We start from the raw sequence: 23,416 nt of genomic DNA, 5'->3' as shown, positions 1-23,416 counted from the left end.
GTGTCGTCCCGACCATTATATAATGCGGGTGTAGTTCAATGGTAGAACTCCAGCCTTCCAAGCTGGTAGCGTGGGTTCGATTCCCATCACCCGCTCCATACATAATGATAACATCACTGTATAGTGATGTTTTTTTGTTTTATGGTCTTGTTTTGCAGGTCAGAGTTATTAATTCATATCTTTGAATATATATGTTACTGTTCCCTTTATGAATCCCTATCTATCTTCCAACTTCCAATCCTAATTCAAATTACTAGCCGCATAATAATTGCTTACATTCTAACTAAAGATCATTGGGCTGCGAGCTTAATGGGCAAATGGCTTGATATTGGGTTAATTAAAGGTTATACAGATGGCAGTTTGAAACCTGATGCATCGATGACGAGAGCTGAATTTACAGTTCTGATCAACCGAGTATTTTCGTTGGAATCTGAAACTTTAGGTAAGGGCAGTGGAGTAAAGCTTAAGATATTAAAATGAGCTGTCCCATAAGCGAGAAGCTATGGGATGGCTTTTTTTGCTAGACAAAGGTAAATATGACGTGTGAATGATATATATTATGACTTAATAGATTCCTATTTAAATTTTATTTCATAAAAGTTTAGATTTTAGGTGCAGTTTATTGTATGATGTTAAGAAACGAATAAGAGATATGTATAGAACGGATAAGTGAGGAGGAGTAGTAGCTATGACTGAACTTACGGTTTCCGAGGGCAAAAATCATTCCAACAACCTGCTGCGGCGTGACGTACGGTTCTTGGGCAATATTCTCGGAGAAGTTCTTGTCCATCAAGGCGGAAATGAATTACTAGACATCGTAGAGAAAATTCGTGAGACAAGTAAATCCATGCGTTCTGTGTTTTTGCCTGAATTGTATGAGGAGTTTAAACAAATCATTGATAAATTAGAACCAGACAATCGCCATCAGGTGATTCGAGCGTTCGCTATTTATTTTCAGTTGGTTAATATCGCAGAGCAGAACCACCGAATTCGTCGTAAAAGAGACTACGAGCGTTCTGCCGGAGAGACAGTTCAGCCAGGTTCGATTGAAAGTGCTGTTCAAGATTTGAAAGAGCGCGGCTTCTCCTATCAAGAAGTGCAAGAAATTATTTCTGAACTTTCACTTGAACTTGTAATGACTGCACACCCTACAGAGGCGATGCGCAGAGCGATACTCGACATCCACAAGCGTATCTCTGAAGATGTAATGCAGCTCGATAACCCTACACTAACGTTGCGTGAACGGGAACAACTGCGTGAGAAATTACTGAATGAAGTGATCACATTATGGCAAACTGATGAGCTTCGTGATCGTAAACCTACCGTGCTCGATGAAGTTCGCAACGGAATGTATTATTTTCATGAGACATTATTTCATGTTCTGCCTGATGTTTACGAAGAGCTTGAGAGATGCCTAAGCAAATATTATCCGGAGACCGATTGGCACGTTCCGACATACTTGCGCTTTGGTTCTTGGATTGGCGGTGACCGTGATGGCAACCCATCCGTTACAGCCGACATTACTTGGGAGACACTTCGCATGCAGCGTAAGTTGGCTATTCGCGAGTATCAGCGTATTCTACAAGAACTTGTTCAATACCTGAGCTTCAGTACAACGATTGTAACGGTATCCAATGAATTGTTATTGTCTATTTTGGAAGATCGCAAACATGTGACTCTAAAGAAAACTCAAGCTTGGCGTAATGAGAACGAGCCATACCGCGTTAAGCTGGCATATATGATGGAGAAATTAAATAACGTTCTGGATGAAAGCAAAAAAGGCACCAAAGAACGTTATGATACACCAGAGCAATTTATTAACGATTTGAAAATTATTGACGCCAGCCTTCGCCATCATTATGCGGATTATGTTGCAGATATTTGTATTAAAAAATTAATTCGTCAGGTCGAATTGTTCGGGTTCCATACAGCCACATTAGATGTGCGTCAGCATAGCCAAGAGCATGAGAATGCGATGACTGAAATTTTGGCAAAAATGCGCATTGTTGATGATTATGGCAGTCTTTCTGAAGATGAGAAAATTAAGCTGCTCGATCAGCTTCTAAATGATCCGCGTCCACTTACTTCCCCATATCAGCAATATAGTGACAGCACGAAGGAATGTTTGGACGTATACCGTACTATTTACAGAGCGCAGCAAGAGTTCGGCAAACACTGTATTACAAGCTATTTGATTAGTATGGCGGCTGGAACGAGCGATATTTTGGAAGTGATGGTATTTGCCAAGGAAGTTGGTCTATTCCGTAAAGAGTCCGATGGAACCGTCATTTGTACATTGCAATCTGTACCGCTCTTTGAAACGATTGACGATTTGCACGATGCGCCGCGTATTATGCGCGAGCTGCTCAGTCTGCCAATTTACCGTGAAGCGGTCACGGTTATGAATGATGTACAAGAAATTATGCTTGGTTATTCAGACAGCAACAAAGACGGCGGTGTCGTTACAGCGAACTATGAACTAAGAGTTGCTTTGAAAGAAATTACGGCAACAGCTTCTGATTTTGGCGTCAAGCTGAAGTTCTTCCATGGTCGCGGCGGAGCGCTAGGCCGCGGTGGGATGCCACTTAATCGCAGTATACTAGCACAGCCTCCTCATACGATTGGTGCAGGTATTAAAATTACCGAACAAGGTGAGGTCATCTCATCCCGTTATTCGTTAAAAGGAATCGCATACCGTAGTTTGGAGCAAGCAACATCAGCACTTATTAAGGCGGCTATTAATGCTCGTCTGCCTGAAGATAATGTAAATGAAGAGTACTGGGATAACATCATTCGAAATATGTCGGAAGTATCTCTTAAGAAATATCAAGATCTCATCTTCAATGATCCGGATTTCTTAACTTTCTTCAGAGAATCGACGCCGCTTCAAGAAGTCGGGGAGCTCAATATTGGGTCTCGTCCATCGAAGCGCAAAAACAGCAATCGATTCGAGGATTTACGTGCTATTCCTTGGGTATTCGCTTGGACACAGAGCCGTTATTTGCTTCCGGCTTGGTATGCAGCGGGTACAGGTCTGTACAGCTTTTATCAAGACAAAGAAGAGAATCTGAAAATCCTTCAAGAGATGTACAAGAACTTCTCATTCTTCCGTCAGTTAATTGACATTTTGCAGATGGCTGTTGCGAAAGCGGATCTTACCATTGCGAAGGAATATGCAAGTATGATTAAAGATAAAGCGATTCATGATCGTATCTTTGGTCAAATCGAAGATGAATACAACCTTACTCGTGATATGATTTTGAAAATTACGGGACAACAGGATATTCTTGACGATGTTCCTGTTCTGCAGGAATCTATTCGTCTTCGCAATCCATACGTTGATCCACTCAGTTACTTGCAAGTTCAGCTGCTTACCGAGCTTCGTGAACTGCGCAATCAAGGTGAGGATGACCCGATATTGCTTCGTGAAGTGTTGCTTACGATTAATGGAATTGCAGCTGGTCTCCGGAATACAGGCTGATCAGCATTTACTTAAGAAAAAGTCGAGCGTTCGATACCCGGACCTCGACTTTTTCTTGATTTTTACTATCGTTTCAATTACCATTTTTATTAAGTCCATGAATATAGACCCAGGATCTTAAAACATCCCCGATCAGAGGGTGTTTTTCGTATGAAAAAAAACGGTCCGTGAATCTGGGGGAATGATGTTGGAACATATGGAAACGAGATTGGCTAAGCTCGCGCGCAAAGGTGATCAGCGGGCTTTTGCAGAGATCGTTGAATTATATAAAGATAAAATTTATTACTTGGCTTATCGAATGCTTAACAATCGGCATGAAGCTGAGGATATTGTGCAGGAAACTTTTTTACGTGTATATAAAAATTTAGAACGATACGATGAGCATCAAAAGTTTTCAACTTGGATTTATCGTATTGGCACTAATCTATGTATTGATCGGCTGCGGAAGCGAAAAGCGGTGTATTCTCTCGATGCAGAGGTGAATGATCAAGAGGGATCGGATGGTTATGCGATGATTCCTGGGGATGAACGAACGCCTGAGAGTGAGTTTCTTCTATCGGAGACACAGACGACGATTCGCGATGCGATTGACAGCCTTCCGGCGAAGTACAAGTCAGTCATGATTCTACGGTACTTGCAGGACTTATCCCTTCAAGAAATTAGCGATGTGCTGGACATGCCTGTAACGACGATTAAGACTCGTGTTCACCGCGGACGTGATTTTTTGCGTAAAAAATTGGAAAATAAATTTTAGAGATAAATGAAACGTATCGTTTATCGGCACGTATGAAGAGTAAGCAAGTCTTATGCTCATACGTTGAATAATTCTCAGCTTAATATAAGAGACTTAATGAAAGGATTGGCTCATATGGATTGCAGACTGGCCGTCTCTTTAATGCATGAATATTTAGATGATGATTTATCCAAAGATCAAGCGATTGTGCTAAAAGGTCATCTAGAGCAATGCCCAAACTGTTCTAAGCTTTTTCATGAGCTGGAGCAGACAGATATGATGCTGTATGCTGCGCAACATCATTCGTTTGCAGCTCCGGACGAGTTGACCAATCGAATACTTAACAGTTTGCCTAAACCGAAGAAACAGCAAGTATGGCTGACTTGGATTAAACAGCATCCAGCCGTTACAGCTGCCGCTGTGTTTATGCTGATCATGGTGTTCAGTTCGATTTCGATCTGGAACTCCGATAATCAGCTCGTCGTTAAGGGAGCGAGTTTAGATCAAGTTGTCATCGAAGGGGATACGGTCATTGTTCCTGAAGGCAAAACGGTCGCTGGTGATCTAACCGTCGAAAATGGTAAAACGAAGGTATACGGAGAAGTTCAAGGGAATGTCACGGTGATTGATGGTTCTTTGTACCAAGCGTCAACTGCACATATTTCCGGACAAGTCAAAAGTATCAATCAAGCCATGGATTGGCTGTGGTACAAACTTACAAATATGTTTACGGAAGTCGCCTATTACTAATTCCCACTTCCAATGTTAAGCTGGCGCCTCCCTTTGCGGGAAAAAGGCGTCTTTTTTATTGTTCTGATGACTGTAAACTTGCAACTGGTTAGAGTTCGTTATAACCTAGAGTTAAAGGGGAACATTTTAAATAGAAAGAAAAGTTCCAGTTTGGCCCAATCTACATAAGGAAATAACGGGGGTTCGGCATGGATTTTTTAGCGAATTTAACGTGGCAAGACACGCTTAAGAATATTATAGATATTTTAGTGGTTGGGTACATTATGTATCAATTGATTTTGCTCGTACGCGGAACAAGAGCAATTCAACTGCTGAAAGGTATTTTGGTACTCGTTGTCATTTGGGCACTCAGTACCTGGTTTGATTTGTATACATTGAAATGGCTTATGAATCAAATGTTTACATTTGGTGTGGTCGCCATTTTTATCATTTTTCAGCCAGAACTAAGACGAGCTCTAGAGAAGCTTGGCCGAGGGAAAATGTTCGGTCGTGTGACGCCGGATGATGAAGAAATCAGTAAATTAATCGGTGAACTTATTAAGGCAGTTAATTATTTATCTCGTAGAAAAATTGGCGCGTTGATTGTGTTTGAACGCCATACAGGGATTAATGAATATACTGAGTCTGGAATTCCAATGGAGTCTCTCGTGAGCTCTGAGCTGCTTATTAATATTTTCATTCCAAATACGCCGCTGCACGATGGAGCCGTTATTATAAGGGACAAACGGATTGCTGCCGCAGCCTGCTATTTACCGCTTTCCGAAAATCCATTCATCAGTAAGGAACTCGGTACACGCCACAGAGCTGCTATTGGCGTTAGTGAGGTGGCTGATGCTGTATCTGTTGTCGTGTCTGAAGAGACAGGTCAAATATCGCTGGCGATCAACGGCCAAGTTGTTCGAGATATTAAAGAGGAGTCACTTATATCTAAGTTATACGAGGAGCTAAAACCGAACTCTTCCATCAAAGAGAAACGCGGATCACTGTGGAAGTGGAGAGGAGGCAGCGGTCATGGATCGGTGGATTAAAAATAACAATGTAGCGAAAATTTTAGCTTTAGCCATCAGTGTGCTGCTCTGGGCCATGGTCCATAAAGGCGATGTGTCTACGAAACCTCAGATGACGACGCTGGATACGCGTATTATTGATAATGTTAAGGTACAGACCTATGGTTTGGACACTAAGAAGTACGTACTGAATAGTATCAATCCGGAAAGAGTCCGTATTGAAGTAAGAGGGAAGCGTTCCGATATAACATCGTTTTTTGCCGGTGATTATAAAGTCATGGTTGATTTAAGCGGGATTAAACCTGGAACGCATACGATACCTTTATCATATGAGCTTCCGTCTGGCGTAGAGATGGTGTCGATGGATCCTTCAATGGTGACGGTTGATCTGGAAGAACTGAAGACCAAAGAATTTGACGTTAATATTGAAACGACAGGGACACCGGCAGAAGGATATCAAGTGGGTGTGCCTATTATTAAGCCGAGCAATAAAGTGAAAGTCACTTTGCCGGAAAACTTAATTGACGATGTGAAATCAGTCAAAGGGGTTATTGATGTTGATGGGGCAGATTCATCGATAAAAGATAAAAAAGTGAAGTTGGCAGCTTACGATAAAGAAGGCAAAGAGATTCCAGAAGCGGAAATTTCGCCATCGACAGTCCAAGTGGATCTATCCCTTGCAGCCCCTTACATTACTGTTCCGCTTGAGCTGAAATATACAGGGCAACTGCCTGAAGGACTTAATCTGGCTAGCGTGAAGACAAGTGTAAACCAAGTCGCTCTATTTGGTCCCAAGGAAGCACTTAAGGGAATGGAGTCTTATAAAGGAGTTACGATTAATTTAAGCGACGTGAAGGGAGCGGGAAATACAGAACTGAATGTAGACTTGACTCCACCGCCAGGTTTTGAGAAAATCGAGCCGAGTTCTGTAAAAGTTGAACTGAGTGTCGTTCCTGAAGCACAGCGCGTTATAGACGATATTCCGATTATTATCCAAGGAAGCCGTGATGAGTGGAATACAACGATCGTGAGTCCGCAAAACGGAAGAATGTCGTTGACATTAGCGGGTGCATCCAATTTGCTGGATGCATTAAAACCGGAAGATATACAGCTTACTGTTAATGTAAGCAATTTGAAGCCGGGCACGCATCAAGTACCGGTGCATATTACGCTGCCGCAGTTTATTAAACTTGTAAATCAAGCCGACAATCTCATCGCTAGAGTTGAAATTGCTGAGAAAGATAAAGCGACTAATGGAACCGGTACAACGGGGGATAAAAACGGAAGCTCCTCTAATCCAAATGGTGACCCAGGAAGTCCAGTAAATTCTCCTGGGAACGATCCTGGTAGCTCAGACCCTGCGTCTGAGGTGTCTGGAAGTGTCAATGGTCAGGACACAAACTCGGGGAGCAGCAGTCCTTAAGCTGCATATACGTGATAGTCAACAAGAAAAGGGGTAAGGTCATGGGTAAATATTTTGGAACAGATGGGGTACGCGGAGTAGCGAATAAAGAGCTAACACCTGAAATGGCTTATAAAATTGGACGCTGCGGCGGATATGTACTTACAGGTGAAGCAGAGAAACCTAAAGTTGTCATTGGGATGGATACTCGGATCTCTGGTCTTATGCTTGAATCTGCTCTAGTAGCGGGTCTGCTATCGATTGGTGCGAATGTTATTCGTCTTGGCGTAGTGAGCACGCCGGCGGTTGCTTATATTACACGTCTGCTTAAAGCTGACGCAGGGGTTATGATCTCAGCTTCACATAATCCTGTTCAAGATAACGGGATTAAATTTTTTGGATCAGACGGATTCAAGCTGTCTGATGAAACAGAGCTGCGTATTGAAGAACTGATGGATGCTGAGAACGATGAACTGCCTCGCCCTACTGGCGGCGGACTAGGTACGGTTCATGTAGACAATCAGTCGAAATATGATTATATCAACTATTTGAAGACGACGATTTCCAATTCATTTGAAGGTATGAAAATTGTGCTTGACTGCGCAAACGGCGCAGCCTACGAGCTTGCTCCAAAATTGTTCCGTGAATTGGGTGCAGAAGTCATTACAATAGCCGCAGAGCCAAATGGCCTTAATATTAATGATCACTGCGGCTCGACTCATCCAGAGCAATTAAAAGAGGAAGTCGTGAAACATAAAGCTCATTTAGGACTTGCTTTTGATGGAGATGCAGATCGGCTGATCGCGATTGACGAGAATGGTCAAGAAGTGGATGGAGATTACATCTTGTGTATTTGCGGTGACGCAATGAACCGCGCAGGCAAGCTTAAAGACAGCACGATCGTAACAACAGTGATGAGCAACATCGGCTTCTATAAAGCCGCAGAGAAGCTTGGTCTAAATACAGCCAAGACGCAAGTGGGTGACCGTTATGTTATGGAAGAGATGCGCCGCGGCGGATATAACTTAGGCGGTGAACAATCCGGTCACGTTATATTCCTAGATTACAATACGACGGGTGACGGCATTCTAACGGCGATTCAATTGGTGGATACACTCAAAGCTTCTGGCAAATCGCTAAGTGAACTGAAGTCGCTTATGCGGAAATACCCTCAGGTGTTAGTGAACGTACGTGTCGAAGATAAGAGCAAGTATCAAGGAAACGCAGCAATTGAAGATACAATTGCGTCCGTTGAAGAGAAGCTTGGCGATAACGGCCGTGTTCTAGTACGTCCTTCAGGCACAGAGTCGCTTATTCGTGTTATGGCCGAAGGCCCTGATAAAGCAGAAGTTGAGCAGTATGTAGCAGAAATTGTTGATGTCGTGAAACGAGAACTTATGTAAATATAGATTGTACCAGAGCTGGTGAAATGACTTTCGCCAGCTTTTTATTTGGTTCATCGCCATTTGCCAAATGTATTTATAATGCATATAATAAATGAGTATGATTCAGATATAGAAAGTGAGGGTAGTAAGGTATACAATTAAGCGCCAGAGCTTGTTCTTGCGCGGGCGGATGACATGCTTGCTTCACAGTATGAATTCCACGGCAGAACGAAGCTGACGAGGTGGAGGTGTTCGGAATGTTCGGCGGGGACCTCCCGGTAATGCACCAGAGCCGTAAATTGAAGCGCAAAAGGAGCGGGCGACTGCTCTCACAAACGTTTCGATGGGTGCAAACTGTACAAGATTGATTCGTTTAAGATTTCATGAATGTGCGAAAAATGTACGAAAATGTGCGTGCTGCGCGGGAGAATGTACATTCGTGAAGATAGATTTTCCATAAAGAGTGGATTTTTTAGATTCATTGACAATTAAATTAAATACATTTAACTCTCGCATGCCGCACGCTCCTATCGTAGTTTCATTTTTTGCATAATGAATACGAAAATTCGGAGGTTATTATAATATGTGTGGTATTGTTGGATATATTGGTAAAAGAAATACACAAAACGTCTTAATTGAAGGACTTAAGAAACTCGAGTATCGCGGTTACGATTCTGCGGGTATTGCTGTATTCACAGACAAAGGTCTTGAAATTGCGAAAGCGAAAGGCCGTCTAGCTAACCTTGAAACGAAGCTTGAAAATGCACCGCTTATTGGTTCCGTAGGTATTGGACATACTCGCTGGGCAACACACGGTAAACCGTCTGATGTCAACTCCCACCCGCATACGGATGACAGCCACAAGTTCTCCGTTGTTCATAACGGTATTATCGAAAACTACTTGGAGTTGAAAGAAGAACTGATCGCTGAAGGACACACTTTTGTGTCAGAGACGGATACAGAGGTCATTTCTCATCTGATTGCACGTGAATATGAAGGCGATATTGTTAAAGCCGTTCAAAAAGCGATTAGCCATATGCGTGGTGCATATGCGCTTGGAGTGCTTACAGAGTATGAACCTAATAAATTAGTTGCAGTTCGTCAAGCAAGTCCGCTTATTATCGGTATTGGCGAAGGCGAGAATTTTATCGGATCTGATATTCCTGCGATTCTCGAATATACACGTAATGTGTACATTTTGAATGACGGCGAAATGGCTGTATTGACACAGGATGCTGTCGAATTGATGACTATTGAAGGCAACTTTATTTCTCGGGAAATGATTCGTGTCGATTGGGATGCTACAACAGCAGAAAAAGGCGGTTTTGAGCATTTCATGTTAAAAGAAATTCACGAACAGCCTAAAGCATACCGCGATACAATGCGCGGCAGAATTGACGTTTCCGGTAAACACGTAGTATTGCCTGAACTTAAGCTGACTCCAGAACAAATTAAAAATATTCGCAACGTTCAAATTGTAGCGTGCGGTACAGCGTACCATGCAGGTCTTGTGGGTCGCAGTGTTATCGAGCAACTCGTTAAAATTCCAGTGGAAACGGATGTTGCCTCGGAATACCGTTACCGTTCACCCATTGTAACGCCAGAGACACTCGTTATCGTCGTGAGCCAATCCGGTGAAACGGCGGATACACTTGCAGCTCTTCGCGAAGCACAAAGCCACGGAGCGCATGTGCTTGCCATTACGAACGTAGTCGGAAGCTCAATCGCTCGTGATGCTGATGATGTAATCACAACACTTGCAGGACCGGAAATTGCGGTTGCTTCAACGAAAGCTTATACTTCTCAGTTGATTGCTTTCTACTTGCTGGGCTTGTATCTTGCTGAAGTACGCGGAACGCAAACTCCAGAGCAAATTGCTCATATCATTGCTGCTATGCAAGCATTGCCTGAGCAAGTTGAGAAGATGCTGTCCCAAGCTGATGCCATTAAAGACTTTGCAGAACAAATTTCGAAACATGAAGACTTGTTCTTCATCGGCCGCGGTCTTGACTATGCTGTAGCTCAAGAAGGATCGCTTAAGCTGAAAGAAATTTCTTACATTCACTCTGAAGCTTACGCAGCAGGTGAATTGAAGCACGGAACGCTTGCTCTGATCGAAGACGGAATTCCTGTTATTGCACTCGCAACACAAGAAAGCGTCCTTGAGAAAACAGTAAGCAATATTAAAGAAGTAAAAGCGCGCGGCGCTGAAGTTATGGCAATTACATTCGAAGAGCACGTTGCTGGACTGCTGAAATCTGTAGACCAAGCATTTGCAATTCCTAAAACATTGCCGATTCTTACTCCAGCACTTGCTGTAGTACCACTGCAATTGCTCTCTTACTACGCATCCCTCGCTCGCGGCAACGATGTGGATAAACCACGTAACTTGGCGAAGAGCGTCACTGTGGAGTAAAGGGAAGTAAGTTGTTGAATGATTGTGTGATTCTTTACAATAAAGTCTTGTTCTGAACAATAAAGTTATGTTCTAAAGTAGGATATTGCAATAAAGTGTTGTTTTATTATCCAAACAAGAGATATTGAACTACTAGAAAAGGCCCGATGATGCTTATTGGATCATCGGGCCTTTTTATGAAGGAGCCATTAAATGTCGGGGACAATCGGTACACGGGTAAAAAGGATACGCAACTTAAATGAGATGACACAAGTTGAGTTCTCGTCATTATTAGGAATTTCACAAGGGCGGTTAAGTGAAATTGAGAAAGATATTACGAAGCCATCAGCTGAAACGTTAATTGCACTAAGAAAGAGATTTAAAGTTGATTTAAACGAACTTTTAAGCGATATAGATTAATGGAAACAAGGAAATAAAGTTGGAAACCAACAAATAAACATGGCAACTGATTGTTCAGAGACATTAAAGTTGGTAACTATACATCATAGTTGGTGACTCTTACAAAGAGTTTGTTCTCTTACATCATAGTTGTTGCCTGAGCTTATAATTAGATCTGAATAAACCCTAAGAAACAGTCCCGAAGTATATTAATTAGAAATATTGAAAAGCGAGCATCCCAGTTTCTTATCGTAAAGTAAACAGCTACTATAAACAGTATTATAGTGAGAAAAGCACCAATATCGTGGTTTGTTAATAGAAGGACAATTAATAGTAAGGCTAAAATTCCTGCTACTTTAAGGGCACCCTCTGCATTTTCCAAGGATTTGAATTCTTCCGCCCGTCTCTGTTCCTCTTCTTTAGCAATTAGCTCAGCTTTTCTTTTATTCTCGAGTTCTGCCTCCAGTCTCTTCTTTTCTTCAATTCGCCGGTTAGCTTCTGCGATTTCCTCTTGCAGTTTTGATTTTCTTATTTCCACATCCTCTTTAGATTCCTTTACAGGTCTGTAATATTGTTTTGCTTGTTGCTGTAAACGATCTTTATTATCTTGAGCTCTCCATTCATCGTAGAGTTCACTCCAATTTTCATTGCTCATGTTGTCACTCCAATATTCATGTTTCGCTGCAGTTCTGATCCGTCCCCTTGTTTGCTTCAAAAACCAATCGTACCTCTTTACTATTTATTCTACAGCATTTTCTACTTTTGAGGCACTTATTTGTCATCAATAACTCAATAGCAAGGACCATTGATATAGCCATTAAGCTTACTCTTTGGTGTTTCCTTTATTTTTGTGAGATGAGAGTATGTTATCACTCCCCCATCACCTATCAGGTCCTCTGTATTCGTTCAATTGACAACAGCTTAACAGAATACTGTTAAAAAAATCCGTTATTTATTTAAAATACATAATGCTCAATGGGAAAGTAATAAATAAAGGGGAAAATCAAAATGAAATTATTTTCAGAATTTTAATGTACGGAATGCGGGTTCGCAAGATTAGGACCGGATAAAAAAAGGAAGTTATCTACCAGTAGATTTGATTCCGTAAACCGGGCAAATTATGCGATGAAAAATTCGAAGAGTTACATAATAATGAAATTGTTTATTTGACACAAATGGCAAGAGAACAAGGTGTAGGTACTGTTTTTTAAGACTCAGATTAAAAGAACAGTTTGGGAAAGTAAATCTCCATCAATCACGATGCTTAGCAGAAAGTCCTGTCTTTTTTGTGAAAGAGTAACCAATTCTTTTTCTCTGGGCGATACTCAGATAGCAAATGGTTTGAGCAGCATTTGCCACCTCCAATAGGACGAAATGGAATGAAGTATAACACGTTAGTGAATAGAAGAAATCAATTTTTGATAATTTATCGGGATAATTCAAAGGCTGCACAGACGGAACTTAGAAATTATATGGAAGTAATTATACATGGCTGTACACTCATGATTTTCTCTGGTTGAAGAAATACCAGCCTGGTATCCGAAAAAGGTTAAGCAATCAAAAAAGGAAGACAACATTAAACAAATCATTGGAACAGAGAAGGGAAGAGCTTTTAATGTCAGCAGAAAATAAAGTATTAGACTTCTATGGGTGCTTCGGCAACACATCGACAGAGTTTAGCGTAACTATAGCTGATCCGATTGAACATTCGCCTGCGTAAAAGTTCGGTAATGCCCACGTTATTAAAAAATAACGTACTCTAGTATGCCACTAATTTTCAGTTTACTTTTCTGTGGAGTAATTAAATTAACATTTTTTTATATCGAATTGTAATATTAAAATTACCATAAAGTGTTCATTGACTTGTTGCGGAACCCCGTATATTATACGAATAATATTAAAATTAATAATCTAAAGGAGTTTTTTAATTGTTTAAGCGTTCTGTATTGGCTTTTGCGTTGGTTTTAACGATAACCGTTGGTGGAGTTAACTTGACGAGAGCTTCAGCTGATGAGATTTCACAGATGAAGGCTAAATCAGATTTCGAAAAAGTAAAAAACTGGCAAGAACAAGTTTCTCCTGTTGTTAGTGATGAAATAAAAAAAGAGTTTTCGGAAGATGCGGACGCTTTTTTTGACCAAGCTGCTTATTATTATGACATCAACGATACGGACAACCAAAAGGTTGTGTTCATCGTTGATAAGACAGACACGAAACAAATGCAGGACATTCGCAAAGACCTTGAATCCGCATTAGGCACTAAAGTTAAATTTAAAACAGCAAAGCATAATCCTAAATACCTTCGTGATACAACTGATGATGTGGCAAAGTATGTAGATAAACTCACAACTGAAGATCACCAAGTGGGCTACGATTTGCAAAATGAAACAATTACAGTTAAGGCAAATTTGACTGCTGAACAAATCGCTAACTTAAATACAAAGTTCCCGGATGTACTTACTATTACTAATGACCCGGTTAAAGCAAGTACCACTAGTCATACTCGTGATTATCCTTTTAATAACCTTGGCGGCGGTATTCAAATTGGTATTGATAATGTAGGTAATTCTAATCTTGTAGATTATGAGCAATTTACTTCGGGATTTATCGCAGTTAAAAACAATCAGGCTTTCATGGTTACCACAGGGCACGGTCTTAAACATGCATCGTCAACAAATTCTACCTATAATGCCATTAACGGCGGATCAACATACGGTACTAGAATGATAGGCTATCAACACTGGAGTGGATATAATGCTACTTCACAATATGATCTAGGCTTGATTCGACTAACCAATACAGCAGACTGGGTAAACTCTAGATTTTATACAATGAACAATGGTGGGGATATTGATGGGCAATTGACCCACTGGATTTCCTCAACCGATGTCGTTCCGGGTCTTGCAGTCAATAAGTCAGGGAACATGACGGGTATTACTGGTGGATATGTAAATCAACCAATTCTTTATGTAACTTATGGTGATAGTTTTAGTGTTAAAACTATTGAAATTCCTGTAAAGGATGGTCTTGGATTTGTAGGAAGTAATGGAAATCAGTATATGTGTGCAGGTGGGGATAGTGGTTCTACTGTTTATACTGCAAGTGGATATAAGTTAGTAGGTATTGAATCTGGAGGTGGGATTGAATATCTGGATGCTCAGAAAAAATTAGACTTGTTTGAAACGATGTTTGCAACACCAGCTTATGATATGCAGAAATTTTTTTCCTCAGCCTTCGATCAGTACACTTCCACAAATGACTCACCGCTTAGTGGTTTACAGGGTTAATAATAGTACAAGTTAATCTCGATAAGACCATGCAGAGAATGCGGATAAACATGTTGTACCTAGTGTGATCTAAACAGGCTGCCGAAATTGTCGGTAGCCTTTTAAGCAAATGGCAGGTAATTCATGTGGTAAAATGATTGCTCTAGCGAACGGGCAGATTAATTAGTATAAATAAAAGTCGATCCTCGTTTAACTTCCATAATTTAACTCGCAAATAATTATGACAATTAAATCATTAGGAGGAAACTCATTGAAAAAATTGTTATTAATATTCATTATAGTAATTGTTACAGGATGTTCATCAACAGCCAGTAGAGTCGTTCCGATTCATTATAAGGAAACAATTGGAGACTTAGCATACGAGATTCTACTGAGTAAAAAACAATTCGGATTGAATGATGAAATCGCGGTATATGCAAAGGTTACAAATATAGGTAAAAATTCGATAAGTTATGGATCAGGCAGTTCCAGTTGTCCGAATAACTTGTTGATACAGATTGTTAATAAAAATTCAAAAGAGTATTTAAACGCTAAATTAGAATTGGACGCAACTCGAAAGGCTTGTTCGACGGACATCAACAGTTCTGAATTAAAACCCAGTCAAACGATTGATCAAAAGTTAGTTTTTGTACCGATGAGTGGAAAAAACCGTGCAGACCCTGGCACTTATGACGTAAAGGTTTCGCTTCCTCTCAAAAGACATAGTGCATTTCTTGCTGATAAACCCAAGTTGTATCCTAGCGTAAAAACATCGATAATCATCAAATAAACGGGAAACGATAGCATTAACAAAGCGTCAGTCTATGACTTTATTTTCTCGTTCATGGTTGCCGCTGTTTCGATTTTTTGGGTCAGTCAAATACTTATTCTTTGAAGAATAAGTGCTTAGAGCGGACGCGCGATAAGCGCGTTGTTACCAAGTCTGATATACTGGCATTTTAACGAATCCCTCCTGCAGTAGCAGTCTTGGACTTTATTTTCCATTCCGATGCTGCCGCTGTTTTTATATTGGAGTCAGTCTAAAACTTAATATTCGGAGTCTGACGGTTAGCAATTCAAAGATACGCGTAGGATCAGCAAACCCAGTTTAAAACTTTATTTTCTTTGGACAGTTGATACATACATTGATTCCTGGATCCGGTGTTAGCATGCCGTTCCTGCAGTTGTTAAACTTTACTACACCGTGCCACTACGAGAGAAAGGACTCACCTTTGAGGTGAGTCCTTTCTCTATCCATGTTTGCCCTATTGTTACTAATAAATAATCCACTGTTCATACTATTGGAAGTCGAATAAAACGAGTTGGAAATAAATGGGTATTGTGGAGTTGGCTGTAGCCTAGTAACAAAGTAGTTTATTAATATCAATAGATCGAGGGATGAGATTCTGATCAAAAGCGCCGTAATACAGTGCTAATAGAAAAGAGGGCAATGATCCTAGCCATCAGACTAAAGACGAAAACGCCACTGATTAAGTAGGCGTTTTTAATTTTGCCTCGAAGGGAGGTGAGAACCTGAAGTTTAGTAAAGTGCCAAGCTTGATTAAACGAGAGCACGGACTGAGTGTATAGAGTAGTACTAAGGTCACCGGTCTATTAAAGATATTGGAAGGTATGCCCATATAAGTTGTCGAAATATAAAGAAAAAAAGAGTATTAGACTTCATGGGGGGATCATGCTTTGTAATAAAACTATCTTATAGGCACCTTATTTTTGGTGAACAGCCTAAACGATCAAGAATGTGATTTAGCGTGTGGTGAAATAAGGAGTAAATAAATAGCCGCTCGATGATGCTAGTAAATTTACGGAAACATTATTGATAAAAAATTGGTTTTAACGGAGGGCTTTAAACTATGATTCCAGCAAAGCATTCTAACAGATATTTTTATCATTTTACTCATATGGACAATATTGAATCAATTATTGATAATGGTCTAATTTCAACGAACCAAAAAAATTCAAGAGGAATAAGCCATGTCAATGTGGCTAATGAGAATATTCAAATAAGAAGAAGTAATACTCAGGTTCCTTGTCATCCACATGGAAATATACATGATTATGTTCCCTTTTATTTTGCAGGAACAAATCCAATGCTACTTTCTCTTTTAAATAATAAAAATATAGATCAGCCATATGTAGTATATTTGGCTATATCCATTGAGAAATTAAATGAAAATCACGTAATATTTACGGATGCTTCAGCGAATACACATAATCTTCCTAACTTCTATAGTGATCCACAGCACCTGGATAAGTTAAACTGGTTACAAATTGATTCTAAAAGATGGGGCACTCCACGAGCTGAATTGAATGCGAGAATGGCTGAAGTTTTAGTTCACAATAATGTACCGTTGGATTGGATAGAAAGTTTCATTGTTTTCAACAAGTTATGTAAGGAACGAATTGAAGGTCTTTTTAAGGAAAAGGGATTGGAAAAGCCTAAGGTCACTTATGAACCATTTAATGATACACGGTTTTATTTCACGAAATTCTTCTTTAAGGATAGTGAGAACTTTAAGGATAGACATAATGAAACACTTGTTACAGGTCCAAATAGCTTGAAAGAACTGTATAATGAAATAACTGATGATATAATTGAAAGAAGATCGCAGGAAAGACCCTTCAATCCTTCATTTAAAGATGTAAAAGATGCGCTTATTAAAATTAAAAACAATTTTTGTATTATTGAAGAGTTGAGAGGTATATATGAATTAGAGACAAAGAATGATGCTCATAGGAATATGGTTTGTGAACATACAAAGGATGTAGTGGGAAATTTAGACTCAATTAATTACTTTGATGGACTTGATGATCAGGACAAAGCAATTGTGAAGCTTGCCGGATATTTTCATGATATAGGGAAAGGACCAAAAACAAAGTGGAAGGATGGGGTGCAACCTGCTTATGCTGATCACCCTGCTGATTCTCTAAAGATGATGGAGAGAATACTTATTGAAGAATTCGAGGATTTATCAGAATATGAAATTGACTCAATTTGTTTTCTAGTGGGTTACCACGATATCATTGGTGACATAATAAATAATGGAAGAACCAAGAAAGAATTAATAGATCTTAATAAATCTGGTAATGATTTAAATATGCTGGCAGCTCTATCACTAGCAGATATTAAATCAATAAACTACACATGGTATTTTACTACGAAGATGGGGATTCCTAATCTTATTAAAAATGTACTAAGCTAATAAAATCTATAAATACCGAGGAATTATTATTATTACCTTTTGTTTTCTTTAGTAGTTGTGAAGGGAGTGTGAATAGTGTTAGAGTTTGTAACTGGTGATTTTTTCGATTATAAAGCTGATATTCGCGTAAACACTGTGAATTGCGTAGGAGTAATGGGGGCAGGGGTTGCACTTGCATTTAAAAATAAATATCCTCAAATGTTCAACGATTATGCACTGGCTTGTAAAAATAAAAAAGTTGCGCCAGGAAAGCCACACGTTTGGATAGAGTCGGACTTACTTACAACTAGTACAATCATAAATTTTCCGACAAAAGTTCATTGGAAAAACCCTTCTGAATACGAATATATTGAAAAAGGTCTGATATGGTTCAGGGACTTCCTTGTTGAACATAAGGGAGCAACTGTTACACTACCTGCATTAGGTTGTGGACACGGTGGCCTTAACTGGGATATTGTTAAAGATATGATAAGTAAGTTTCTAGGTGATCTCGATGCAAAAATTTTTGTTTTTAATCCCACGAGTTCAGTAGAAAATCATAAAAATAAGAATTGGGTTAATGAACTTATTAAACATCATGTAGTTACAATTCTTCCAAATGATGAGTTGTACCCAAGGGAAATTGCAGGGCGGGCGGCTCATAATGTGTACTGTATTGGTAATACTGCTTTATTGAAGGAAATGAAACTCTCGATTTTAGTTAATGCAAAGTCTACCGAAAAAGAAAGAGACTCCTTATTGAGGGTAATAAACGAAATTCCAATAGATAGTACTGTACTACTGCTTAGTTTAAGGAATAATACGGATTACGAGTTTGCAAAAACCATACTAGTAAAAGGATTTAGAGCAATCTTTGTTGTTCCTTACGGCATTCTTAACTTTGAAGTGCATAAAAGATTTCAAAATATGTGGGATAAGGATAGAATTCTAATAACTTCAATAACACAACCAGATCAGACATGGAGAGTGTATGAAAACTCAAATGCTCTAAAGTTTCGGCAAAAGCTTGCTGATGTAACACTAATAAACTCTCTAGACTTGAATGGAATTAGCTCATTATTGAAATATCTCAATAAACCATTTAAGAGTATATTTTATATAAATTATTGGTTCGATGAGCAAGAGATTTTTAAGATTCTAAATGCGAAAAAAATTGGCATGAGTATTGAAACCGGAAAAATAAAGTTAGGTCCATTATTAGGTGAATTGGAAAATAAATAATACAAATTGCTAACATAGTCGGATAAACAAAAAGCACTCATTTCTCGGAGTGCTTTTTCTAATGGGGAAGTTATGTGAACACCAGTGAAATTACTAACCTTACTGTAACTATAATTTGTATTAGGTTGGATTTTCATGGTTAATCAACTATGCTGTAACTTATTATTAAGTCCCATGAGAATCAAAAGCCTGCTACTACAATGTTCTTAACGAACCAATTAATTATATTGTCATTGAACACTGATTGATTATCCACAATCTTGGATAATCTGTCGTATCCGACCGGAGATTTATGTTATTATTTAATAAGATATAGTAGACAGAGTACGAGGGAGGGCTCGCATTACATGTCGGAAAGAACACGGATAAGCTTTTACATGTCCAGAATAAAGCGATTCGCCATTTGCTTTATAAAAGGGTAGGGGAAGATGAACTTTTAAATCGTTACCGGAAGGTAACTGGACGAGAGTCCAAAAAGGATTTGCAAGACGCACTTTCCAGGCTAGATAAGGCTAAATTAATAGAGATCGTCGAGAAAAGCGATGAGATCAGGACTGAAGATATCGATGATTGCTTTGAAGAAAATCGCTATAGTCGTCGCCCCAATTTCCGACTGTTTATGCTTCGCTCTCATGACCCTAAAAGAACCTCTGCATCGTTTATCGATGCAAATAAAGATGGTAGAGCTATTGTTACCCTCAACGAGCGCATATCTAGTTTTCAATACCCCACAGAGGCATTAAGGGGTCTAACCGCCGATCAACAAACGATGTTGAATCCCGAGACACTGGAGATCAGCTTCAAATACCAGTCGCGCTATGATTATATTGAGCCTGAAACTGAAATGTCTAACTCCATCTTTGAGCTTCAGTATGGCTTTTTATGGATTGACTTCGACAAGCGTTTTCTTAGTGTCAGCATGCCAGCGGATTCACTTGTCGGGCATGTGACAAAAGCGGTTGAACTTGCGTTTGACTGCTTTGTAACACCTATTAACATCACTAAAAGTGTAATGAATTCGGTTTTTAATACTGAATCGATGAAGCGAACAACCTTTAGCAAAGCAGACCCTACATCTAGCAAACCTGACAAGGTAACGGTTACTGATAGCAATCTTGGTAGCAAACTGGATCAGCTGAAAGAATACGAAGACTACGAATCTCCAAGCTCCGTGTTTGAGGAAGCGATAGACGAGGATGGAGAGTTCAGCTCAACGTTAGGCGTAAACTGCGATAAAGGTAAGATTTATTTAACACGACAACTTCGAGCTTCACAGATGCGTAATTGGGGTCTATGGCGAATCGGGCAGCTCATTGGTCGGATTAATTCAATTTACGATAATGGTGAGATTGATGAACTGTTTGAGTCGTTCGGTCTGGAGGAAGATGTTGATCTTGCCGATTTCGCATATGGCAAAGATGAAAAGGCTGCGATCATTCAAGTGATGAAGGCTATTGTTACCTGTAAGAAAAAGAAAATAGACAGCTTTAGGTTAACAGAACAAATCCCAGAGAAACTGGTTTCAGCATTAAAAAAGCATGCATTATTGATGCGTTATCAGCCATACTGTGAGGATTGTGGACATCATGCGGATGTTACCTGCCAATCATGTGGAAAAACGCAGTTGCTTGAGATCACTTCGAGAAAAGGGAAGAATCCTGTGGTAGCATGCTCATTTTGCCTTGAACATCTAGCTGAAGATCAGGTTCGATGTCTTATGAATCATAAGATTCGTGTTGATTCTTGGTATGATGGTGTGGTTCTTGTCCCAAAACCGTCACTTACCGAACTTCTTCAAAAGCTAATTAATAAATACTTTCATACGGTGGGGTTCTCTGTTACTGAGGAATCTTTTCATATTCATAAAAACACCGTTCACTACGCTGGCAGGCAAGTGACGAAGGTCGTATATAAGATTCAAGAGTTGGAGCAGTTTAAGCAGGTCTGCGAGCGTAAAATAACACAGAAACGACGCGATGAATTGGCTGAGGTCCTCAGCCTCTTGAAAGAAAAGTGTTCCAAGCATAGTCTTGAGGGTTGTGCTGCATGCCAAAAGGAAAAAAGTGTGCGCTGTGTTATGAAGTCATTTGTTACTTTTACAGATCACAAACTCCATCCACATCATGGCCAGGAGTTTGGAGATGTTGCTTTTACGATTAAGATGCTTGACATGGATGATGCGGTTTTTGTTGGTATTGCAAAAAGTTACGAAAAGAAGCCTATTAACATGAGCAGTGATAAAGGTAGGGAAATGCTCCAGCAATTTGTGGATAAATGCGGTGACACATCGGTACATGTTTTAGGCTTAATTGTAGCTGGGGAGCTCGATCAAGGTTTGACCGCACGGCTAGTTGAACTCGCTCGACTGTATGGTAAGAAGGTTGTTATGTGGACTTATGAAGAGCTTATGTCGGCAGTGGACTTTACGATTCGAAAGTACGGTCTCACAGTTGAAGAGGTCCTAGAAGACCTTAAATCTGATAGCAAGAAAAGATCCCGTGGCAGAAAAAATGCCAGCTAATAGTGGTCCAGCGGCGGCATAATAGAAATAATGAGCTTAATGCTCATAAAGAAACAAGAAGGTCCCTGCATACGTGGCAGGGACTTTCTTGTTTTTGGTTCAAATAAAATGTAGGAAGGTTCGGATCGAAAAGCCAATGGAGCTATTGAAAATGATCTTGCTAAACAGCTTTTTCATACTCTAATATGTGGTAACACCAGCGGATGCTATCACCAAGTGCCTACCACTCTAGGATGGATAAGTGACTTAAGGCCTATTTCCCATTATTTGTGTAAAATTTTGAAAACTCTTTAATAATTATTATATATTCCTTATGCGATCTTGTTATCCTAGAATTCAAGTCAATTTTAACTTGTTTTTTTGTCGAATATTGTATAGAAATAAATGAATTGATAGAACTATATACATTAATTACTAGAATGTGACATATTTTAGAAGAGAAACTTAACTAAGCTTCTCAGTTGGCTGGCCAGCCTTATGGAACTCAAAATAAGATTTAGGGAAGGAGATTGAAAAAATGTCTAAATTAAAGAAGAGAATTATCTCAAGCGTGGTTGCTATTGGTACACTGATTTCTTTAACTCCATTTGTTTTTGCAGCAAGTGGTACGTACAACACTTCATATGACATGACAGGTGGAGTATATTCTAAATCTACCTGGAGTCCCAGTGGTCCCTCTAGCTTTGAGTTCTTGATGTCTCCTACAATTGGAGTATCCGGCGCAAATATTGGTATTTACCTACAGAAAAGTGGAATTTTGGGATATAGTGATGTTGACTCAACCCAAGTTTCTTCCACTTCCTTTTCTGATAGTACTTTACATGGATCGTCGGCAGGTACCTACAGATTTTATTTAAGGGATTGGTCCGGTTTTCAAAATACTGGGGATTTGACAATGAAATATTCATGGTAGATTTTTATAAAAAAGTCAAAAAGGCCTACATGGCCTTTTTGACTGCTTTTATTAGTCCAAAAGAAAGTAGGTAGAATAAATGATTGGTTATACGTTTGATTTTCATCCACTAACATTTATTGGAGCTTATTTGATTATTGTTCTTATAGTGTTCATAAGGTTTTATATATCTAAGAAAAATATTTCTTCGAAAAATAGATCTTACATATTGTCATTTATATTCTACATTCTTTCGCTTTTTAAATTTACTATGCTACCAATAACATATTTGTATGCCGGACATAAGGTTCATTATCCGAATTTATATGATAACCTGATTCCGTTTAAGACTATTGTAGGTGCGTTTCAGCATGGAAATTACATACAGAATTTCGGCAATGTGCTTCTGCTTTTACCACTACCCATACTTTTACAATTGGTATCCCAAAAGAGCTACTCATTTCTAAGAACCTTCATAACATGCTTTATTGTTTCTTTGTCTATTGAGATAACTCAATATATCATCGACTTATTAACCCAATATCCTAATAAAGTGGCAGACATTGATGATGTTATTCTTAATGTTTTCGGTGGGATACTAGGCTGGTTTGCATATAAAGTCTTGATAGACTTTGGTTTTTTTGTAAAATTCAAAACTTTATCAGAATCTTTCTATAAACGTAGAATAAATACACGTTAATGGGCCACTTCATCTTGGCCTACAGGCATTCCAATACTCTTTT

17 protein-coding genes and 1 tRNA gene are annotated in these 23,416 nt (G+C 39.4%); 17 read left to right on the top strand and 1 reads right to left on the bottom strand.

What is annotated here, in order from left to right; genetic code table 11:
- Positions 1–24: 24 nt before the first annotated feature.
- The 10 genes from J2Z20_RS10915 (at position 25) to J2Z20_RS10870 (ending at position 11,573) form a co-directional block, all read left to right on the top strand.
- A tRNA-Gly gene (locus tag J2Z20_RS10915) sits at positions 25–98 on the top strand.
- 28 nt (positions 99–126) lie between these two features.
- Positions 127–480: an S-layer homology domain-containing protein gene (locus tag J2Z20_RS18245; protein ID WP_342454296.1), complete on the top strand. Its 354-nt coding sequence runs from the start codon at positions 127–129 to the stop codon at positions 478–480.
- Between the two features lie 208 nt (positions 481–688).
- A complete protein-coding gene (gene ppc, locus J2Z20_RS10905) occupies positions 689–3,481 on the top strand; it encodes a phosphoenolpyruvate carboxylase (protein ID WP_209849522.1) in 2,793 nt (930 codons plus the stop codon).
- Positions 3,482–3,665: 184 nt separating this feature from the next.
- Positions 3,666–4,235, top strand: coding sequence for an RNA polymerase sigma factor SigW (sigW, locus tag J2Z20_RS10900; protein WP_209849510.1), 570 nt, complete (start codon positions 3,666–3,668; stop codon positions 4,233–4,235).
- A 114-nt stretch (positions 4,236–4,349) separates the two neighbouring features.
- Complete coding sequence (locus J2Z20_RS10895) at positions 4,350–4,964, top strand: zf-HC2 domain-containing protein (RefSeq protein ID WP_209849507.1); 615 nt, start codon at positions 4,350–4,352, stop codon at positions 4,962–4,964.
- Positions 4,965–5,152: 188 nt separating this feature from the next.
- A complete protein-coding gene (gene cdaA, locus J2Z20_RS10890) occupies positions 5,153–5,992 on the top strand; it encodes a diadenylate cyclase CdaA (protein WP_209849504.1) in 840 nt (279 codons plus the stop codon).
- A complete protein-coding gene (locus tag J2Z20_RS10885) occupies positions 5,976–7,394 on the top strand; it encodes a CdaR family protein (protein WP_209849502.1) in 1,419 nt (472 codons plus the stop codon). Before cdaA ends, J2Z20_RS10885 begins: the two co-directional genes overlap by 17 nt.
- Positions 7,395–7,435: 41 nt before the next feature.
- Entirely contained in the window at positions 7,436–8,776 is a 1,341-nt protein-coding gene (glmM, locus tag J2Z20_RS10880) for a phosphoglucosamine mutase (protein WP_209849499.1), read from the top strand.
- A gap of 565 nt (positions 8,777–9,341) precedes the next feature.
- Positions 9,342–11,174: a glutamine--fructose-6-phosphate transaminase (isomerizing) gene (gene glmS, locus J2Z20_RS10875; protein WP_209849496.1), complete on the top strand. Its 1,833-nt coding sequence runs from the start codon at positions 9,342–9,344 to the stop codon at positions 11,172–11,174.
- Positions 11,175–11,366: 192 nt separating this feature from the next.
- Complete coding sequence (locus tag J2Z20_RS10870; RefSeq protein WP_209849493.1) at positions 11,367–11,573, top strand: helix-turn-helix domain-containing protein; 207 nt, start codon at positions 11,367–11,369, stop codon at positions 11,571–11,573.
- 148 nt (positions 11,574–11,721) lie between these two features.
- Here the strand turns inward: J2Z20_RS10870 and J2Z20_RS10865 are convergent, their stop codons facing one another.
- A complete protein-coding gene (locus tag J2Z20_RS10865; RefSeq protein ID WP_209849490.1) occupies positions 11,722–12,207 on the bottom strand; it encodes a cell envelope integrity TolA family protein in 486 nt (161 codons plus the stop codon).
- A gap of 1,273 nt (positions 12,208–13,480) precedes the next feature.
- Here J2Z20_RS10865 and J2Z20_RS10860 point away from each other — a divergent pair.
- The 7 genes from J2Z20_RS10860 (at position 13,481) to J2Z20_RS18360 (ending at position 23,373) form a co-directional block, all read left to right on the top strand.
- A complete protein-coding gene (locus J2Z20_RS10860) occupies positions 13,481–14,839 on the top strand; it encodes a chymotrypsin family serine protease (RefSeq protein WP_209849487.1) in 1,359 nt (452 codons plus the stop codon).
- A 250-nt stretch (positions 14,840–15,089) separates the two neighbouring features.
- Positions 15,090–15,608: a hypothetical protein gene (locus tag J2Z20_RS10855; RefSeq protein ID WP_209849484.1), complete on the top strand. Its 519-nt coding sequence runs from the start codon at positions 15,090–15,092 to the stop codon at positions 15,606–15,608.
- Between the two features lie 1,081 nt (positions 15,609–16,689).
- Positions 16,690–18,039: a type II toxin-antitoxin system toxin DNA ADP-ribosyl transferase DarT gene (gene darT, locus J2Z20_RS10850; protein WP_209849481.1), complete on the top strand. Its 1,350-nt coding sequence runs from the start codon at positions 16,690–16,692 to the stop codon at positions 18,037–18,039.
- 75 nt (positions 18,040–18,114) lie between these two features.
- Positions 18,115–19,260, top strand: coding sequence for a macro domain-containing protein (locus tag J2Z20_RS10845; RefSeq protein ID WP_209849478.1), 1,146 nt, complete (start codon positions 18,115–18,117; stop codon positions 19,258–19,260).
- Positions 19,261–19,741: 481 nt separating this feature from the next.
- Complete coding sequence (locus J2Z20_RS10840; RefSeq protein ID WP_209849475.1) at positions 19,742–21,781, top strand: hypothetical protein; 2,040 nt, start codon at positions 19,742–19,744, stop codon at positions 21,779–21,781.
- Between the two features lie 517 nt (positions 21,782–22,298).
- Complete coding sequence (locus tag J2Z20_RS10835; RefSeq protein WP_209849473.1) at positions 22,299–22,694, top strand: hypothetical protein; 396 nt, start codon at positions 22,299–22,301, stop codon at positions 22,692–22,694.
- Positions 22,695–22,773: 79 nt separating this feature from the next.
- Positions 22,774–23,373 carry a VanZ family protein gene (locus J2Z20_RS18360; RefSeq protein WP_209849469.1) on the top strand — a complete coding sequence of 200 codons (600 nt, stop codon included), beginning with the start codon at positions 22,774–22,776 and terminating at the stop codon, positions 23,371–23,373.
- Positions 23,374–23,416: the final 43 nt, after the last annotated feature.

Origin of the sequence: Paenibacillus sediminis, assembly GCF_017873765.1 — a bacterium.
GTDB classification, from domain to species: Bacteria; Bacillota; Bacilli; order Paenibacillales; family Paenibacillaceae; genus Paenibacillus_AG; species Paenibacillus_AG sediminis.
The sequence above is the reverse complement of the archived record's forward strand: the minus strand, read 5'-3'. Positions and strand labels throughout refer to the sequence as shown.

Bases quoted from the DNA above. Each gene is read 5' to 3' on its own strand.
- J2Z20_RS18245 (WP_342454296.1), top strand. From the start codon at position 127: ATGTTTTTTTGTTTTATGGTCTTGTTTTGCAGGTCAGAGTTATTAATT.
- ppc (WP_209849522.1), top strand. From the start codon at position 689: ATGACTGAACTTACGGTTTCCGAGGGCAAAAATCATTCCAACAACCTG.
- sigW (WP_209849510.1), top strand. From the start codon at position 3,666: ATGTTGGAACATATGGAAACGAGATTGGCTAAGCTCGCGCGCAAAGGT.
- J2Z20_RS10895 (WP_209849507.1), top strand. From the start codon at position 4,350: ATGGATTGCAGACTGGCCGTCTCTTTAATGCATGAATATTTAGATGAT.
- cdaA (WP_209849504.1), top strand. From the start codon at position 5,153: ATGGATTTTTTAGCGAATTTAACGTGGCAAGACACGCTTAAGAATATT.
- J2Z20_RS10885 (WP_209849502.1), top strand. From the start codon at position 5,976: ATGGATCGGTGGATTAAAAATAACAATGTAGCGAAAATTTTAGCTTTA.
- glmM (WP_209849499.1), top strand. From the start codon at position 7,436: ATGGGTAAATATTTTGGAACAGATGGGGTACGCGGAGTAGCGAATAAA.
- glmS (WP_209849496.1), top strand. From the start codon at position 9,342: ATGTGTGGTATTGTTGGATATATTGGTAAAAGAAATACACAAAACGTC.
- J2Z20_RS10870 (WP_209849493.1), top strand. From the start codon at position 11,367: ATGTCGGGGACAATCGGTACACGGGTAAAAAGGATACGCAACTTAAAT.
- J2Z20_RS10865 (WP_209849490.1), bottom strand. From the start codon at position 12,207: ATGAGCAATGAAAATTGGAGTGAACTCTACGATGAATGGAGAGCTCAA.
- darT (WP_209849481.1), top strand. From the start codon at position 16,690: ATGATTCCAGCAAAGCATTCTAACAGATATTTTTATCATTTTACTCAT.
- J2Z20_RS10835 (WP_209849473.1), top strand. From the start codon at position 22,299: ATGTCTAAATTAAAGAAGAGAATTATCTCAAGCGTGGTTGCTATTGGT.
- J2Z20_RS18360 (WP_209849469.1), top strand. From the start codon at position 22,774: ATGATTGGTTATACGTTTGATTTTCATCCACTAACATTTATTGGAGCT.